Raw genomic sequence first — 17,144 nt, 5'->3', positions numbered from 1 at the left:
ACATTTTTGTAACAGGTTGATTCGACAAGGGATTTTCTGGTGGAAAGTTATCCACAGGCCACCCTCTGGGACAAAATTCCCGAACAATCTTTTACCAGACGATAAAAAATCGTCCGGAAACCCTCCGAAAAACGCGGAAAGGCCACGAAAAAACAGTGCCTTGGCCAATTTTATGGTTAACGCAGAATAAACGCCGGCCCCATCACCACTGTCAAACAACCGTCATATTGGATTGTGGCGAAAGGTTCGGAACCTAACGCGGTTTTTCGTGTTTCCCTCCCCATTGAAGGAAAGGAGACAGACATGGCCGCCAATACCGATGATCTCAGAACTTCCGTCAGCAAGGATATCGCCGCTCTGCAGCAGGAGGTCTCCCGCCTGCAGAAGATGATTTCCGCTCAGGGCGCCGAAGCCTATTATGAAGTGCGCGACCGCGCCGGCAAGGCTTACGAAGACGCGCTTCCCCGCGCAAAAAGCGCTGTTGCCCAGATCCGGGCCGAAGGTGCGGCAGTCGCTGGCACGGCCCGCGAACATCCAGCAGCGACCACGACGGCGCTTCTGGTTGCCGGCGCAATCGGCTTCCTGGCAGGTTATATGTTGTCAGGCGCCTCGCAGCCCGAGCCGCGGCACTGGTGGCGTTGAACTGCCAAGCTCCAGATCCCGCATTTTTTACACATCCTGCAGATCCATTTTTTGCAGGATGCGTAAACACTTATGTCTTAGAAAAACCAATTTTTAATGCGAGCAATAGGAACATAAAAATGAAGGGAGGACATTATGGAGAATAAGAGAGAGCAGCTGATCGTTGAAGTCAGCGTCGACAGCAGCGATGGACGTCGCGCAGTCGGCATCATGAACATGCGCCAGGCGCTCGATCTGCCCGAAATGCCGAGCCTCTCGTATACACATCCGGACCCGGCCAAGGCCGCAGCTGGCATTATGATGAACCGACAGGAACTCGCCGGTTTCATGGCCTGCCCTTGAGGCGGTAAAAGACTCTTCTTACCCACTGCGCTTTACCTAAAGCGTCGATGATTTCTTTCGGCATCCGAAATCCCCTACTCCCCAGAATTTCGAGCACCATTGCTGGTATCCGTGCGTCGTTCATGCAAAGAACGGCTTTCGCAATCGCATCAGGGATGGCGAAGTGAAAGGCCGGCGATCACCGCAGAAAACATACGAACGCAGCAGACCCCAGGCCGAACCGACCGGCAAGCGGGTCACGCTTCCACGTGCGCTCTCCAAGCTTGGTTATTGTTCCCGCACGCAGGCCGAACGGCTGATCGCTGAGGGCCGCGTCGCGGTCGGTGATCGCATTGTCACAGATCCCTCGGCATGGGTCGATCTTTCGACCGCCCTTATCAAGGTCGATGACAAAGAGATCGTCGCAGAGGCCAGAATCTACCTGATGCTCAACAAGCCGCGCGGCCTTGTGACTACTCGTCATGATCCGGAAGGTCGCCCGACCGTCTATGACTGCCTGGCCGATTTTGATGTCCCGCACCTCTCTCCTGTCGGTCGGCTCGACAAGGCGAGCGAGGGGCTGTTGCTCTTTACCAACGATACGGAATTCGCCCAGACGCTGCTCGATCCAATCACCCACGTCTCAAAATCCTACCATGTGCAGATCGATCGGATCGCCGATGACGACATGCTGGCAGCGATGATGTCAGGTCTTCGGCATGACGGCGAACTGCTGCGCGCCACCGCTGCCCGCAAGCTGCGCGAGGGCGACCGCAATTCCTGGATCGAAGTGGAACTGCAGGAGGGCCGCAACCGGCAGATCCGCCGGATGCTGGAAGCGCTCGATATCGCCTGCCTGCGGCTCGTGCGTGTCGCAATCGGTGGACTGGAGCTTGGCGACCTGCCGAAGGGATCGGTCAGGGCGCTGACTGAATCTGAACTGAAAGACCTTCGCCGGAAGGTCGGCACCGGCAAGGCGATACGGGACCGATCATGAACGAGATGATGCCGCATGATTTCTGGCAGGAAATCCATCCGCCTGATAGTTTCGAAACGGGCGGCGATTTCACCTCCTTTTTTATAGCGGAACTGGAAGATGGCAGGCAGTTGCGGCTGCCGATTCGGGTGCTTTCGGATGGTGAGCATGCGCTGGCCTCGCTGATCATCAATCAGGCAAGCTTTGCGGTGCTGGATGTGCTCGCCGAGAGCCTTGCAGCAAAGATAGAACCATCAGGCATCGATGTGGTCGCCGGCCTGCCGACACTCGGCCTGACGCTTGCGGCGGCCGTCGCCCAGAAGCTCGGCCACAGCCGTTATGTGCCGCTCGGCACCTCCCGCAAATTCTGGTATCGCGACGAACTGTCGGTCGCCCTCTCATCGATCACCACGCCGGAACAACAGAAACGGCTCTATGTCGATCCGCGCATGCTGCCCCTGCTGGAAGGACGCCGCGTCGCGCTGATCGATGACGTCATATCGAGCGGGACCTCTGTTGTCGCAGGTCTCGATCTGCTCGCAAGCTGCGGCACAGAACCCGTCGTCATTGGCGCGGCCATGCTGCAATCGGACCGCTGGCGCACCAAACTCGACGCCGCAGGCCCTCAATGGCAGGCACGCACGAAGGGCGTTTTTGCCACGCCCATCCTTGAGCGGACCGCCGAAGGAAATTGGCGCAGGCCTGCCTGAGCGACATCAGGATCACATGTGAGGACCGATCATTCTTTCGTCTGAACGGGCTATACAGCGCGAGACGAAGAGCTACATTCGGCGTGTGATCGAAGACAGGAACCACCGATGACGCTTGAGCAAGCAGCCCTCCTGATCCTGCTGGTGGCGATGCTCTTCCTGTTCTCCCTCGACCGCCTGCGCATGGAAGTTATCTCGATCGGCGGATTGCTTGCGGGCTATGTGCTCGGCCTTTATCCTGCCGATAGCATCTTTGCCGGCTTCGCAAGCCCTGTCGTCGTCACCGTGGTCGAAATCCTGCTGATCGTCCAAGTACTGGCACGCACCAAACTCTTCGACAGTCTTGCCGAGCGCTTCGTAGCATCGGGTCTCTCGCATTTCCGGGTCATAACAGGCATCTCCGCTCTGACCGGCTTCATCTCGATCTTCATGAACAATATCGGTGCCTTTGCGATCAGCTTGCCGCTGGCGTTGCGGCTGAGCACGCTCATGAGCATTCCGCGCCGGCAGCTCGTGATGCCGATCTCCTTCGCCGCTCTTCTCGGCGGTCTCGTCTCACTGATCGGCACGCCCGCCAATCTTCTCGTCAGCGATGCGCTTGAAAAAACCACCGGCAAAGGTTTCCGCTTCTTCGACTTCGCCTATGTCGGGCTTCCGGTCGCCATAACAGGCATTCTCCTGATCGCGCTGATCGTGCAGCGATTGTTTTCGGAGCCGGACGAGGCCACGGAACTGCCAGCTTCGCCAGCCCGCCGCATCGTCGTGGAGCGCAGCATTCCCGAGCATTCGCCGCTCGTCGGTGTAACGCTTGCCCAATGTCCCGAGCGTTTCGGCATCCAGCCGCATGCCTTGATCCGCGACAGGGCTTTCGTCTTTGGCCCGCTCCAACAATCGGTCATCCAGCCGGGCGATATTCTGCTGGCACAGGGCGCGGATTTGGTCTTCGCGGATCTGGCCGCCTCGCAGGCGCTGGTGCCAGACGCCCATCCGCACGGGCTGCAGCCGGATTTCGTCAGCATCGAAGCCGTCGTCATGCCGGAAAGCACAGTCGTCGGCTCGCGCATCGCATCACTGGAAGTCTTTCGCGCTCGCGGCGTAACTGTTTCAGCACTGTCGATGCGTTCTCCCCGTATCGAAGGACGTTTTGCGGATCTGCAGCTTTCGATCGGCGACATATTGGTGCTGGAAGGTCCGAAAGCGGCGATCGCTGAGGCATTGGAAGAATGTGAATGCCTGCCGCTTGCCTCCGCAGCGCCCTCCCCCGGATCGTCAGCTTCATGGCAGCCTTTTGCAATCTTTGCCTGCGGCGTTGTCGCTTCCGCCTTCGGCCTACGCCCCGATATTGCTCTTGCCTTCGTGGTGCTGGCGCTCGCACTGCCCGGCTATCTCAACATTCGCCATGCAATGGCGGATCTCAACTGGCCAATCATCATCATGCTTGCCGCGATGATCCCGATCGGCCAGGCGGTCGCAACAACGGGCACGGCCGAGACCATCGCAGCATGGCTGAGCCTGGCCTTCCCGATCAGCCATCCCCTGTGGGGCATTGCGCTCGTTCTGTTTCTCGCCATGACGCTGACGCCCTTCGTCAACAACGCTACGGTCGCAATCGTGCTTGCGCCAATTGCGCTGGAATTTGCAAGAGCCGGCCAGCAGCCGCCGCAGGCCTATCTAATCGCGGTGGCCGCAGGCGCCTCGCAGGATTTCCTGACCCCCTTCGGCCATCACAACAATACCCTGTCGATGAGCATCGGCAACTACCGCTTCGGCGATTTCCTGCGCGCCGGCTGGCCGCTGACGCTCGCCGGCTATATAGTCACGCTCATTCTCATCGCCGTCTTCTGGCTTTGAATGAGCCTTTGCTTGACTTCCCCGGCAATGAAACTAGAGCAGGGTCAGAGCATGCGGCGCAAAAGTGTGGAGCGGTTTTGCGATAACGACATGCGTAAAACAAAGACCTAAAGCGTGGGAAGCGAACCTTAAAGATCGCGGCACGCTTTAGTCTAAGCCGATAGAAGGACAGCCAGGCACCGTGCGTATTCTCTCCGAAGCCCATTTCCCGGAACTGCCGAACTACTACCGTGGCAAGGTGCGCGAGAATTACGATCTTCCGGATGGGCGGCGCATCATCATCAGCACCGACCGGCTGAGCGCCTTCGACCGCATCCTGACCTGCATTCCCTACAAGGGACAGGTGCTGACCGAGACGGCCCGCTACTGGTTCGAGGCAACGAAGGGCATTTGCCCCAATCACGTTCTCGATTATCCCGATCCGAACGTCGTCATCGGCAAGCGGCTCGACATTCTTCCGGTCGAGATCGTTGTGCGTGGTTATCTCGCCGGCACGACAGGCACCTCGATCCTGACGCTCTATAAGAAGGGCGAGCGCGAGATGTACGGCATGCGCCTGCCCGACGGCATGCGCGACAACCAGATTCTTCCCGAGCCGGTCATCACGCCGACCAGCAAGGAGTTCGATGGCGGCCACGATGAGCCGTTGACGCCAGCCGAAATCGTCAGCCGCGGACTGCTGACGAAAGAGCAGTGGGAAACGCTTTCGAAATATGCACTGGCGCTTTTCGCCCGCGGCCAGGAAATGGCGGCAAAACGCGGCCTGATCCTTGTCGACACCAAATATGAATTCGGCACGGACGAGAATGGCAACATCATTCTCGCCGACGAAATCCACACGCCCGACAGCAGCCGATACTGGGTGGCGGAAACCTACCCCGCCGCCTTCGAAGCGGGCAAGCGGCCGGACAGCTTCGACAAGGACTTCGTGCGCGCCTGGGTGGTCGAGCGCTGCGACCCTTACAAGGATGAAATTCCGGAAATTCCGGTCGAGCTGATCGAGCAGACCTCGGCCGTCTACATCAAAGCCTATGAATGGATCACCGGTGAACGCTTCGTACCCGACGACCGCGGGGAAACGCCAGCGGCGCGTGTCCGGGCAAATCTCGCGCCCTATTTTTCCTGAACCGTTGAAGACAAAGCTGCGAGCCTGCTTGCAGCCTTTCAACCAATCGCGCTAGCATTGGAAAAAAGGGGTGCCGGGCCAAGCCGGCGGGGGACAGATGGCACGCAGGCCCAGACGCAAGGCCGAAGAGACCAGGGAGGATATCCTCTCGATGGCGGAGACGCTGTTTCGCCAGCGCGGCTTCGTCGCAGTTTCCATCGCCGATATCGCCTCGTCGCTGCATATGTCGCCGGCCAATGTTTTCAAGCATTTTCAATCAAAGACGGTGCTTGTCGATGCGATTGCCGAGCGCCATCTCGGCAACGCCACGGAGCGCTTCGCCGCCGTCGACACCAGCCTGCCGCCGAAGGAGCAGTTGCTGAGCTTCGTCCTGCGCCTGCTCGACAGTCATCTGCAGGACATCCAGCAGAACCCTTACATCTTCGAAATGGTGATCTCGACGATCGACGCCAAACTCGACGCCGGTCATCGCTATCGCGAACGGATAGAGCAGAAGCTCGGCGAGATCATTCGCGAAGGCGTGGCCGAAGGCAATTACCATTGCGACAATACGGATGCGGCAGCCCGCACCGTTGCAGACGTTCTGGCCTGTGTTCTGCATCCCATTCTTATCGCCAAGGACGACAAGAACACACTTGTTCACCGTGCGGAAAAAATCGTGTGTTTCGTGGATGCCGCACTGCAAAATAACCCTTGCTAAGTGACGATTGCTGAATTACGTCACTTCGTAAAGCTTTTCTTAATATCGGATAACGGCATCTGTTTCCGGATCAATCATCACTCCTATATAGAGCGGCGCCACATAGGGCCGGCGATTGAACCGCTACTGCCACCGCACAGGAATTCAGCATGATTTGGCGTGCCCTCATCGTCTCCTCGGCCCTCTTGCTGGTTATGGGCCTGGCCGCCTGCAACGAGAGCGGCAGCAAGCCCGCCGGCAATGCAGGCGCAGGCACTGCTGCCCAGCAGGCTGCCCCGGTCGGTGTGGTCACGCTGAAGAAGGATACCTATCCGATCACCACGATCCTGCCTGGCCGCGCCGAAGCCTTTCAGGTGGCCGATATCCGTCCGCAGGTGAACGGCATCATCCGTGAAATCGCCTTCAAGGAAGGCGGCGAAGTCAAGAAGGGCGACCTGCTCTACCAAATCGACGATGCCGCCTACCGCGCAGCCGTCGAGCAGGCCCAGGCTGCGATTTCCAAGGCTCAGGCAAGCGTGCCAAGCGCCCAGAGCAATTTCGACCGCTACCAGCGTCTGGTCGGCAGCGGCGCAACACAGATCGAATTCGAGACCGCCCGCACGGCTCTTGCCCAGGCAAATGCAGAGGTCGAATCCGCAAAGGCGGCATTGACCGCGGCGCAGATCGACCTCGATCACACAAAGATCACGGCTCCCTTCGATGGCGTCATCGACCAGACGGCCTACAACATCGGCAACGTCGTTGCAGCCAACCAGTCGACCGCACTGACCACCGTGCGCCAGCTCGATCCGATCTACATTTCGCTGACGGAATCAAGCACCAACCTGCTGAAGCTGCGCGATGCGATCGCTGCCGGCGAGGTCAAGGGCGAGGACAACAACATTGCGTTCCGCCTGATCCTTGAAGACGGCCGCGAATATAATCAGAAGGGCAAGCTCGACATGTCGAAGCAGGTCGTCAGCGAAACGACCGGCACCTTCATCATTCGCGTGGTTTTCCCAAATCCGGACCGCGTCGTCCTGCCGGGCATGTATGTACGTGCCACGGTCGAACTCGGTGCCGAAACCGGATATTCCCTGCCGCAGCTTGCGACCACCCGCGACGCCAACGGCCGCCTGACGGCACAGTTCGTTTCCGCCGAGGGCAAGGTCGAGACCCGTGTCTTCGAAAATGCCACACCCTCCAACAATTCCTGGCTGGTGACGCAAGGCGTGAAGGACGGCGATCAGCTCATCATCAGCGGCCTGCAGTCGATTGTATCAGGCATGCCGGTAAAGCCGGTTCCAATGAAGATCAACGACAACGGCGTGGTTGTCCCTGCCGATCAGCCCGTGGCCGGAGGCGAACAGAAGCCCGCTGCAAAGTAATGCGCAGGCACATTCGTATCGTCACCGTCCCAGCCGTACAGGAATAACCGATGGCCAAGTTTTTCATCCGACGACCGATCTTCGCCTGGGTCATTGCGATCACCATCATGCTCGCCGGTCTGCTCGCCATCTTCACGCTGTCGATCTCGCAATATCCCGATATTGCGCCGACCACGGTCCGCATCAACACCAGCTATCGCGGCGCGAGCGCGGAGACGGTCGAAAAATCGGTGACCACCATCATCGAAGACGGCATGACTGGTCTCGATGACCTGACCTACATGACCTCGACCTCATCGACAGGCTCAGCCAGCATTTCGCTGACCTTCGGCACCAGCATCAATCCTGACATCGCGCAGGTGCAGGTGCAGAACAAGCTGCAGCTCGTCCAGTCGCAGCTCCCAGGCGACGTCATCGATGCCGGTATCAGCGTCACGCGCTCCACCTCGAGCATTCTTCTCGTCGGCTCGCTAGTCTCAACGGACGGCAAGCGCACCTCCGTCGACCTCGGCAACATCATGTCGACCTCGATCGAGGACCAGATCCAGCGTCTGGAAGGCGTGGGCAGCATCAACGTGTTTGGCTCCGGCTATGCAATGCGCGTCTGGCTGGATCCGTTCAAGCTGCAGAAATACCAGCTTACCCCCAGCGACGTGACCTCGGCCATCCAGGCACAGAACACCCAGGTCTCCGTCGGCTCGCTCGGCGCCCAACCGGCCGTCCCTGGCCAACAGATCAACGTCACGATTACCGCGCAGAGCCAGCTCACCACCGTCGCGGATTTCGAGCACATCATCCTGAAGGTCGAAAAGGACGGTTCGACAGTCCGCCTCAGCGATGTCGCCCGCGTCGAGATCGGTCAGGAAAGCTATGGTGGCAGCTCGCGCTATAATGGCCAGCCATCATCAGGTTTCGCCATCAACCTTGCGATTGGCGCAAATGCCATCGATACCGCCGCCCGTGTCCGCACCGCGCTCGAAACGATCGGCCGCGGCCTGCCGGAAGGCGTCGAGATCACCTATCCCTACGACACGACCCCCTTCGTCGAGCTGTCGATCGAGAAGGTCGTACATACGCTGATCGAGGCGATCGTTCTCGTCTTCGTGGTCCTGCTTATCTTCCTGCAGAACCTGCGTGCGACATTGATCCCGACCATCGCCGTTCCCGTCGTGCTTCTGGGCACGTTCGGCGTCCTTGCGGTAACAGGCTATTCGATCAATACGCTGACGATGTTTGCCATGGTGCTGGCGATCGGCCTTCTCGTCGACGACGCCATCGTCGTCGTGGAAAACGTCGAACGCATCATGTCGGAGGAAAAGCTCTCGCCGCTTGAAGCGACCGAGAAGTCGATGGGTGAAATCACCGGTGCCATCGTCGGCATCGCTCTCGTGCTGACCGCCGTTTTCATTCCCATGGCCTTCTTCGGCGGCTCGACCGGCATCATCTATCGCCAGTTCTCCATCACCATCGTTTCGGCCATGCTGCTGTCTGCGCTCGTCGCCATCGTGCTGACGCCGGCGCTCTGCGCCACGATGCTGAAGCCGGTCAACGAGCATAAGAAGCATCGCATCGGTGACTGGTTCAACCGCAACTTCACCCGCTCGACTAACGGCTATGTCCGCACCATCGGCTACCTCTTGAAGCGACCGATCCGCGTCATGCTCGTGTTCCTGCTGATCGGCGTCGGTTGCGCCTATCTCTTCACGCGCCTGCCCAGTTCGTTCCTGCCGCAGGAAGACCAGGGCGTACTCTTGACCATCGTCACCACGCCGCCGGGCTCCACCACGCAGCAGACGCAGGCCGTCGTTGAAAAGGTCGAAAAATACTTCCGTGAAAACGAGAAGGATGCGGTGGATTCCGTCTTCGGTGCGCTCGGCTTCGGCTTCAACGGCTCGGGCCAGAACAGCGCCATCGTCTTTACCAAGCTCAAGGACTTTTCGCTGCGCACCGATCCCAATCTCAGCGCGCAGTCAGTGGTCAACCGGGCTCTCAAGAACTTCTTCACGATCCGCGAGGCGCAGGTCTTCGCGCTGCTACCGCCCGCGATCCAGGGTCTCGGCGTGTCGAGCGGCTTCTCCATGTATCTGGTGGACACCGGCGGTCATGGCAATCAAGCCCTGACGGCCGCTTCCAAGCGGCTGATCCAGATGGCTGGCGCCACTGGCAAGGTCGTCGCGCTGCGTTCGAATAACAAGGAAGTCGAGCCGCAAATGAAGATCCTGATCGATCAGGAGAAGATCGGCGCCATGGGTGTCGACCTCGCCTCGGTCAACTCCATGCTGTCGATCATCTTCACCGGCCGCGACGTCAACGACTTCACGCTGAACGGCGAGATCAAGCCCGTCTACGTGCAGGGCGACGCCCCCTTCCGCATGCAGCCGACCGATCTGAACCACTGGTATGCCCGCAACAACGCCGGCGAGATGGTGCCCTTCTCCGCCTTCACGACAACGCAATGGGTCGATGGCGCGCCGTCGCTCGCCCGGTTCAACGCCGTCAGTGCTATCCCGCTCGACGGAGCGGCAGCCCCTGGCGTCTCCTCGGGTGAAGCCATGAACGAGATGGAAGCTCTGACCGAACAGCTCGGTGGCGGCTATACGGTCGCCTGGCAGGGCATCTCCTATCAGGAGCGGCTCTCCGGCTCGCAGGCACCGATGCTCTACGCGATTTCGGTTCTCGTCGTCTTCCTCTGCCTGGCTGCGCTCTACGAGAGCTGGTCGATCCCGTTCTCGGTCATCATGGCCGTGCCTGTCGGCGTGCTCGGCGCGCTTGCCGCAGCAACGCTCTTCGGGCAGGCGAACGACGTCTATTTCAAGGTGGGCCTGCTCACGACCATCGGCCTTGCCGCGAAGAACGCGATCCTGATCGTGGAATTCGCAAAGGACCGAATGGAGACGGGCAAGGGGCTCTTCGAGGCAACGCTGGAAGCAGCAAGGCTGCGCCTGCGCCCGATCATCATGACCTCTCTGGCTTTCATTCTCGGCGTCGTGCCTTTGGCCATCGCCACGGGCGCGGGTTCCGCTGCCCAGAACGCGATCGGCATCGGCGTGCTCGGTGGGATGCTTTCGGCGACGATGCTCGGCATTTTCTTCGTGCCGTCCTTCTTCGTCGTGATCCGCCGCATCTTTGCCACACGGCAAAAAAATGAGGCGGGAGTGTGATATAAATGCACTGTGAGAAAGCTTTCCGGATTGCTACATTGCGCACGGACTGCTTCGGCATGTGTTTAGCGTAAAGAACGAGGCGCGTCGGGCCGATAGTGAAGCATGACGCTTCGGACAAGAATTGACTTGCTCGAGTTACAGGATGAAATGCATGGTATCTCTTCGTTATGCCACACCGGCGCTATTGTTATTGCTGTCGGGCTGTGTATTAGGCCCTGATCACGTACCCCCTGAAATGTCGCTTCCTGGAAAATTCAGTGAAGGCGGCAAAAAGAGCAACGGCGATGTCGCTACCACGGCCTGGTGGACTGCCTATAATGACCGCAAGCTAGACAGCCTTGTTCAGACCGGCCTTGCCCAGAACCTGACGGTTCAGCAGGCCATTGAGCGCATCAATTCCGCATCCGCCAACGTGACCATCGCCGGCGCCGGCGCCTTGCCCGCCCTCGATGTCGGTGCTTCCCACACCGTCAGTGGCCAGACGGGCGAACTGCGTACCCAGCTTGATACCCGCAACACCAGCGCTGGCCAGCTTTCGCTGTCCTGGCTGCTCGATCTCTTCGGCCTCTACAAGCGCAGCAAGGAAAGCGCCCTCGCCTCGCTTGATTCCGCTTACGCGGGTGCCGACATTGCCAAGCTGTCCTACATCCAGGACATTATCTCTACCTATATCGATTTGCGCTTCTATCAGCAGCGCCTCGCGCTTTCGAAGGCCAACCTGAAGTCTCGTCAGGAAACCTACGACCTCACCAAGTTCCAGCTTGATGCAGGTGCAGCGTCCCGCCTCGACGTCGTGCAGGCTGAAGGTCTCGTCCAGTCGACGCTCGCAGAAATCCCCGGCCTCGAAACCAACATCCGCGTTTCGGCTCATCATATCGCCACCCTCGTCGGCCAGCCGGCCGGTTCCATGGTCGATGAACTGTTGCGTGGCTCCGGCCAGCCGACTTTCCGCGGCGGTATCAATTCCGGCATTCCGGCCGACCTGATCCGCAACCGTCCGGATATTCGCCAGGCCGAGCGGAACCTCGCCGCTGCCACCGCCCAGATCGGTGTCGCCGAAGCTCAGCTCTATCCGTCGATCTCGCTATCCGGTTCGATCTCGCCTAGCTACATTAACCAGCGCGGCTTGCACGGCGGCCTGTCGGCATGGTCCTTCGGCCCGACCCTGAACCTGCCGATCCTCGATGGTGGCCGCCTGCGCGCCAATGTCGACGTCTCCAAGTCCGACGCAGCCGCATCCTATCTCGCCTGGAAGCAGACCGTCCTGACGGCAATTGAGCAGGTCGAAAACGCCCTGTCGGCCGTTCGCCGTGATGCCCAGACGGTTGATGCGTTGCGCGCCCAGGTCAGGACGACGCAGGAAACCCTCGAGCTCTCGACGGCATCCTACAAGGACGGCGCCTCCTCGCTGCTCGATGTTCTCGACGCCCAGCGTCAGGTCTCTCTTGCTCAGGCAAGCCTTGCCGCCGCTGTTCAGCAGATGGCAAAGGATTACGCCGCGCTCAACATCGCAGCCGGCGGCGGCTTCGCTCCAGGCGGCAAGACCACCGGTCCGGGACCGGTCAAGGTTACCAAGGGCAGCTAAGGTCCTCGCATAGTGTTATTCCGAAGCCCCGCGGTTTCCGCGGGGCTTTTTCTTTGCGTGGATATCTCCCGGGATAGATAATATGCGCATGGGAGGAATTTGGATTCGACAAGCCGTAATCGCTACGCTATGCAATTGATTAAACGATTAAGCGCGGCGCTTCAAAACAATGGCCTCACAACGCCCGGGACCCAATCTCAACAGGATAGCGACGTCGCTCGGCGTCTCTGTTGCTACGGTCTCGAATGCGCTCTCCGGCAAAGGCCGGGTTTCCGACGCTCTGATCGAAAGAATTCGCGCGCATGCCGCCGAACTCGGCTATGTGCCGAGCCAGGCCGGACGGGCGCTGCGCACAGGCCGCAGTGGCGTGCTGGGCCTCGTCCTGCCTGATATCGCCAATCCTCTCTTTCCGAAGATCGCACAGGCCATCGAATATGCTGCATCCGCTGCAGGCTATGGCGTGCTGATCGCCGACTCCCGCGGCGATATCACGGCGCAGACCGAAGCGATCAACCGGCTGGTAGAGCGTGGCGTTGACGGCATGGTGGTTGTACCGCGCCGCGCCACCCGCATTTCCGCCGCAAGCTGCCCGGTCGCGGTCATCGATACCGCCTCCACGCCCGGCAATACGGTCGCTGCCGACCACTGGCAGGGCGGCAGGGAAATCGCCGCCCATCTCGCCAGCCTCGGTCACAAGCAGATCCTGATCATCGGCAATAATCACGAATCCAATGTCCAGAATGACCGCGCCGGCGGCATCAGGGCCGGCTTGCAGCCCGGCATGCGCTCCGAAACACTCTGGATCGAGAGGCTGGAGAACGAGACGGGCGCCGGTTGCCGGCTGGGCCTTGCGGAAAAGGCGCGTCAGGGCTTCACCGCCTTTGCCGCCCTTTCCGACCTGCAGGCGCTGCGCGCGCTGACCGAACTGCAGCAGGAGGGGATCAGCGTGCCCGCCGATGTCAGCGTCACCGGCTTCGATGATCTCATCTGGTCGCCTGTCGTCACGCCGTCGCTGACAACGGTGAGGATGGACATGGATACCATCGCCGAAATCGCCGTCTCGGCACTGGTCGACAGAATAAACGAAAGCGGCACACGAGAGGGCGTGCTGGTTACGGCGGAGACCGAACGCGTGCCCATGCAGCTCATCATCCGCCAGTCATCCGGGCTCGCGAACCCGGCACCAAAAACCTCAGAGATGGAGAACCTATAGAATGAAGAAAGCTCTTATTGCATCGGTGGTGCTCGCTGCACTTTCCCCCCTCGGCGCCGCGGCACAGGAACGCACGCTCACCATTTCCGTCTACGCCTTCGCGCAGGATGACTACAAGACGATCGTCTACGCCCCCTTCGAAGCCAAGTGCGGCTGCAAGCTCGTTGTCGAAACCGGCAATAGCGTCGAGCGCATCGCCAAGATGGAAGCCAACAAAGCCAATCCGGTGGTCGATCTCGCCGCCGTCTCCATGGCTGATGGCCTCGCCGCTTCCCGCGCCGGCCTGATCGACAAGGTCGATACGTCCAAGCTCGAAAACTTCTCCAAGCTCTATGATGTCGCCAAGGATCCGAACGGCGACGGCATGAGCGTCGGCTACACCTTCTACGCCACCTCGATCGCCTATCGCTCTGACAAGATGAAGATCGAGTCCTGGGCCGACCTCCTGAAGCCGGAATATGTCGGCCACGTCGCCTTCCCGAACGTCACGACCAACCAGGGTCCGCCGGCGCTCTATATGCTCGGCCTCGCGCTCGGCAAGGACACCCCGGACCTCAAGGCGCCGATCGAAGCGCTTGGCGAAAAGAAGGATGAGATCGTCACCTTCTATGAAAAGTCCTCCCAGCTCGTGCAGCTCATGCAGCAGGAAGAAATCTGGGCCGCTCCGATCGGCCGCTTCTCCTGGGCAGGCTTTACCAAACTCAACGTCCCCGTCGCCTGGGCAACGCCGAAAGAAGGCCAGACCGGCGGCATGAACGTGCTGGTCCTGACCAAGGGTTCGAAGAACCAGGATCTCGCGCTGCAGTTCATGGATTTCTGGTTGTCGACCGAAGTCCAGACCAAGCTCGCCGAAAAGCTGATCGACAGCCCGGCCAACAAGGAGGTCAAGGTCTCCGACGCGGTTGCCAACAACATCACCTATGGCGAAGACACCGCCAAGAGCCTGAAACTGATCCAGTCCGCAGCCGCCCTCGACAACCGCAATGGCTGGCTGAAGGAATGGAACGAAAAGGTCGGCCAGTAGGCCATTTCTGAAACCGGTCCCGGCAGCGGCCGGGACCGACCCTTCCCCGCTCGAAAGGCGTCTCATGTTCCAGAACCGCGCAGAAGCCCTGGCGCTTGCCCTGCCGGCAGCGATCTTCGCCGTCGTGGTCTTTCTGCTGCCCGTCGCAATCTTGCTTTCGGAAGGTTTTCGCAGTGGTGGAGCCTGGACGCTTGCCGCCTATACGGATTTCTTCTCCGAAACGCTGAACCGCACCGTCTTCTTCCGCACCTTCCGGCTCGGCCTCGAAGTGACGGCGGTTTCGGCCGTCATCGGCTATGCGGCCGCCTTTGCGATCGTCAACCTGCCGCCGAAGGGCAAAGGCCGCATGATCGGCCTCGTCACCCTGCCGCTGATGATTTCGCCAGTCGCCCGCACCTATGCCTGGATCGTCATTCTCGGCCGCACCGGCATCGTCAATGAAGCCATCACGGGTCTCGGTCTGAGCGCCGAGCCGCTGCGGCTGCTCTTCACCGAAACCGCCATCTTCATCGGCCTGCTGCAGCTCTTCCTGCCGCTGATGATCCTGTCGCTCATCAGCGCACTCGAGAACATGCCGAAGGATGCCATTCCAGCTGCCCGCGTGCTCGGCGCGAACTGGTTCCAGGTCTTCTGGAAGGTCATCCTGCCGCTCACCAAGGAAGGTCTCGTCGTCGGCGGCACGCTGGTCTTCACCGGCTCGCTGACGGCCTATATCACGCCGGCCATCCTCGGCGGCTCCAAGGTGCTGATGCTGGAAACGCTGCTGTATCAGCAGGTTTCCGTCGCCAATAACTTCGTCTCGGCGAGCGTCATCGCCTTCATCCTGATCGTCATGAGCTTTGCCGCCAATATCCTGTTGAAACGCCTTGCCACCGCGAGGAACCGCCGATGAGCATCCGCCTCTTCTCGCCGGTCGTGCTGTTCCTGCTGCTGGTTTTCCTGATTGGCCCGTTCCTGATCATCATCGCCGCTTCGCTTTCGGCCGGCGATACGTTGGCTTTCCCGCCGCAGGGTCTGTCGCTGCGCTGGGTCGCCAAGGTCTTCACCATCGATAGCTTCCGCGACAGCTTCGCCATGTCGATGTTCCTTGCGGTCTTCGGCACGGTTGCAGCCCTTATCCTCGGCATTCCCGCCGCCTATGCCCTGTCGCGCTACCGGCTACCGGGCGCGGAAACTGTGAGGACCATCGTCTCGCTGCCGATCATCGTGCCCGGGATCATCGTCGGTCTGGCGCTGCTTCGGTATCTGGTCGTGCCCTTCGGCTTCAACATCACGCTGGCGCTCTTCTTCGCCCATACGGCGCTCGTCCTGCCCTATGCCGTGCGCGTGGTATCGGCGAGCCTCGGCAATCTGCGCTCGGACATCGAGGAAGCCGCCGTATTGCTCGGCTCCTCGCGGCTCGGCGCCTTCTTCCGCGTCGTCATGCCGAATATCCGCGGCGGCATTCTCGCCGCCTTCATCCTTGGTTTCGTCACCAGCTTCAATCAGGTGCCGGTCTCGCTCTTCCTCTCCGGCCCCGGCGTGCGCACGCTGCCGATCGACATGCTGGGCTATATGGAGACCACCTACGACCCATCCGTTGCCGCGCTCTCGGCGCTGCTCGCCTTCCTTTCGATCGGCATCGTCTTCCTCGCCGAACGTTTCCTGGGATTCTCTCGCTATGTCTGATGCCTACCTTCAACTCGACAAGCTGACGCTCGCCTATGGCGATACAGTCGCGGTGAAGGACCTCGACCTGTCGATCGCCAAGGGCGAGCTCGTAGCCCTTCTCGGCCCCTCCGGCTGCGGCAAGACGACGACGATGCGCGCCATTGCCGGCCTGCTCAATCCGGCCTCCGGCCGCATCAATCTCGATGGTGCTGAAATCACCCGCGTCTCCGCCAACAAGCGCGCCGTCGGCCTCGTTTTCCAGTCCTACGCGCTTTTTCCGCATCTGACGGTCTATGAAAACGTCGCCTTCGGTCTGCGCCTGAAGGGCCTTCGCGGCCAGGATCTAAATGCCAAGGTCAATGCCGGCCTCAAATCCGTCGGCCTTGCGAAGTTTTCTGGCCGCAAGCCGGGCGAACTTTCGGGCGGCCAGCAGCAGCGCGTGGCGCTCGCCCGCTCCATGGTCATGGAGCCGAAAGTGCTGCTGCTCGACGAGCCGCTTTCCAACCTCGACGCCCGCCTTCGCCTTGAAATGCGTGCCGAGTTGCAGCGCGTCCAGAAGGCAACTGGTGTAACGATGATCTTCGTGACCCACGATCAGGCGGAAGCGCTTGCGCTTGCCGACCGTATCATCGTGATGCTGAACGGCGGTATCGAGCAGATCGGCACACCCGAGGACATCTACAACAAGCCTGTTTCCTCCTTCGTCGCCGATTTCGTCGGTTTCGAAAACATCTTTGCGCTGAAGGACGGAAAGCTTGCGACGCCGAACGGCCCTGTCGCGCTTTCCGCCGCAGCGCCTGACGGTGCGGCGGGGG

The 17,144-nt window shown here is 60.2% G+C and carries 15 protein-coding genes; all 15 read left to right on the top strand.

Translation table 11 applies throughout. The features are described from left to right. Positions 1-303: 303 nt before the first annotated feature. On the top strand, positions 304-642 hold the full coding sequence (locus tag PMI11_RS08055) for a hypothetical protein (protein ID WP_007815384.1): 339 nt from the start codon (positions 304-306) through the stop codon (positions 640-642). A 135-nt stretch (positions 643-777) separates the two neighbouring features. Further along, positions 778-984, top strand: a complete 207-nt coding sequence (locus PMI11_RS08050; RefSeq protein ID WP_007815382.1) for a hypothetical protein — start codon at positions 778-780, stop codon at positions 982-984. A gap of 163 nt (positions 985-1,147) precedes the next feature. Next, positions 1,148-1,960, top strand: coding sequence for a pseudouridine synthase (locus PMI11_RS08045; protein ID WP_007815380.1), 813 nt, complete (start codon positions 1,148-1,150; stop codon positions 1,958-1,960). Positions 1,961-1,965: 5 nt separating this feature from the next. Then, positions 1,966-2,649, top strand: coding sequence for a phosphoribosyltransferase (locus PMI11_RS08040; RefSeq protein WP_037070918.1), 684 nt, complete (start codon positions 1,966-1,968; stop codon positions 2,647-2,649). 108 nt (positions 2,650-2,757) lie between these two features. Then, the gene (locus PMI11_RS08035; RefSeq protein ID WP_007815377.1) at positions 2,758-4,500 is read left to right on the top strand and encodes an SLC13 family permease; all 1,743 of its coding nucleotides are present in this window, start codon (positions 2,758-2,760) and stop codon (positions 4,498-4,500) included. Between the two features lie 181 nt (positions 4,501-4,681). Continuing rightward, complete coding sequence (locus PMI11_RS08030) at positions 4,682-5,626, top strand: phosphoribosylaminoimidazolesuccinocarboxamide synthase (RefSeq protein ID WP_007815374.1); 945 nt, start codon at positions 4,682-4,684, stop codon at positions 5,624-5,626. A 97-nt stretch (positions 5,627-5,723) separates the two neighbouring features. After that, positions 5,724-6,326 (top strand): TetR family transcriptional regulator, encoded by a 603-nt coding sequence (locus PMI11_RS08025; protein WP_007815372.1) that lies wholly within the window; start codon positions 5,724-5,726, stop codon positions 6,324-6,326. A 149-nt stretch (positions 6,327-6,475) separates the two neighbouring features. Then, positions 6,476-7,693 carry an efflux RND transporter periplasmic adaptor subunit gene (locus PMI11_RS08020; protein WP_007815370.1) on the top strand — a complete coding sequence of 406 codons (1,218 nt, stop codon included), beginning with the start codon at positions 6,476-6,478 and terminating at the stop codon, positions 7,691-7,693. Positions 7,694-7,743: 50 nt separating this feature from the next. Beyond that, a complete protein-coding gene (locus tag PMI11_RS08015) occupies positions 7,744-10,854 on the top strand; it encodes an efflux RND transporter permease subunit (RefSeq protein WP_007815368.1) in 3,111 nt (1,036 codons plus the stop codon). Positions 10,855-11,008: 154 nt separating this feature from the next. Next, the gene (locus PMI11_RS08010) at positions 11,009-12,442 is read left to right on the top strand and encodes an efflux transporter outer membrane subunit (RefSeq protein ID WP_007815366.1); all 1,434 of its coding nucleotides are present in this window, start codon (positions 11,009-11,011) and stop codon (positions 12,440-12,442) included. Between the two features lie 169 nt (positions 12,443-12,611). Continuing rightward, on the top strand, positions 12,612-13,655 hold the full coding sequence (locus PMI11_RS08005) for a LacI family DNA-binding transcriptional regulator (protein ID WP_007815364.1): 1,044 nt from the start codon (positions 12,612-12,614) through the stop codon (positions 13,653-13,655). 1 nt (position 13,656) lies between these two features. After that, positions 13,657-14,679 carry an ABC transporter substrate-binding protein gene (locus tag PMI11_RS08000; protein ID WP_007815363.1) on the top strand — a complete coding sequence of 341 codons (1,023 nt, stop codon included), beginning with the start codon at positions 13,657-13,659 and terminating at the stop codon, positions 14,677-14,679. Positions 14,680-14,743: 64 nt separating this feature from the next. After that, on the top strand, positions 14,744-15,571 hold the full coding sequence (locus PMI11_RS07995) for an ABC transporter permease (RefSeq protein WP_007815362.1): 828 nt from the start codon (positions 14,744-14,746) through the stop codon (positions 15,569-15,571). Further along, the gene (locus tag PMI11_RS07990) at positions 15,568-16,347 is read left to right on the top strand and encodes an ABC transporter permease (RefSeq protein WP_007815359.1); all 780 of its coding nucleotides are present in this window, start codon (positions 15,568-15,570) and stop codon (positions 16,345-16,347) included. Before PMI11_RS07995 ends, PMI11_RS07990 begins: the two co-directional genes overlap by 4 nt. Continuing rightward, a partial coding sequence (locus PMI11_RS07985) for an ABC transporter ATP-binding protein (RefSeq protein ID WP_007815357.1) occupies positions 16,340-17,144 on the top strand: 805 nt, incomplete at its 3' end. The genes PMI11_RS07990 and PMI11_RS07985, both read left to right, overlap by 8 nt.

It is taken from the genome of Rhizobium sp. CF142 (assembly GCF_000281145.1).
In the GTDB taxonomy this organism is placed as follows: Bacteria; Pseudomonadota; Alphaproteobacteria; order Rhizobiales; family Rhizobiaceae; genus Rhizobium.
This window is presented reverse-complemented; position numbering and strand designations above follow the sequence as displayed.

Bases quoted from the DNA above. Each gene is read 5' to 3' on its own strand.
- PMI11_RS08055 (WP_007815384.1), top strand. From the start codon at position 304: ATGGCCGCCAATACCGATGATCTCAGAACTTCCGTCAGCAAGGATATC.
- PMI11_RS08050 (WP_007815382.1), top strand. From the start codon at position 778: ATGGAGAATAAGAGAGAGCAGCTGATCGTTGAAGTCAGCGTCGACAGC.
- PMI11_RS08040 (WP_037070918.1), top strand. From the start codon at position 1,966: ATGATGCCGCATGATTTCTGGCAGGAAATCCATCCGCCTGATAGTTTC.
- PMI11_RS08035 (WP_007815377.1), top strand. From the start codon at position 2,758: ATGACGCTTGAGCAAGCAGCCCTCCTGATCCTGCTGGTGGCGATGCTC.
- PMI11_RS08025 (WP_007815372.1), top strand. From the start codon at position 5,724: ATGGCACGCAGGCCCAGACGCAAGGCCGAAGAGACCAGGGAGGATATC.
- PMI11_RS08020 (WP_007815370.1), top strand. From the start codon at position 6,476: ATGATTTGGCGTGCCCTCATCGTCTCCTCGGCCCTCTTGCTGGTTATG.
- PMI11_RS08015 (WP_007815368.1), top strand. From the start codon at position 7,744: ATGGCCAAGTTTTTCATCCGACGACCGATCTTCGCCTGGGTCATTGCG.
- PMI11_RS08010 (WP_007815366.1), top strand. From the start codon at position 11,009: ATGGTATCTCTTCGTTATGCCACACCGGCGCTATTGTTATTGCTGTCG.
- PMI11_RS08005 (WP_007815364.1), top strand. From the start codon at position 12,612: ATGGCCTCACAACGCCCGGGACCCAATCTCAACAGGATAGCGACGTCG.
- PMI11_RS08000 (WP_007815363.1), top strand. From the start codon at position 13,657: ATGAAGAAAGCTCTTATTGCATCGGTGGTGCTCGCTGCACTTTCCCCC.
- PMI11_RS07995 (WP_007815362.1), top strand. From the start codon at position 14,744: ATGTTCCAGAACCGCGCAGAAGCCCTGGCGCTTGCCCTGCCGGCAGCG.
- PMI11_RS07990 (WP_007815359.1), top strand. From the start codon at position 15,568: ATGAGCATCCGCCTCTTCTCGCCGGTCGTGCTGTTCCTGCTGCTGGTT.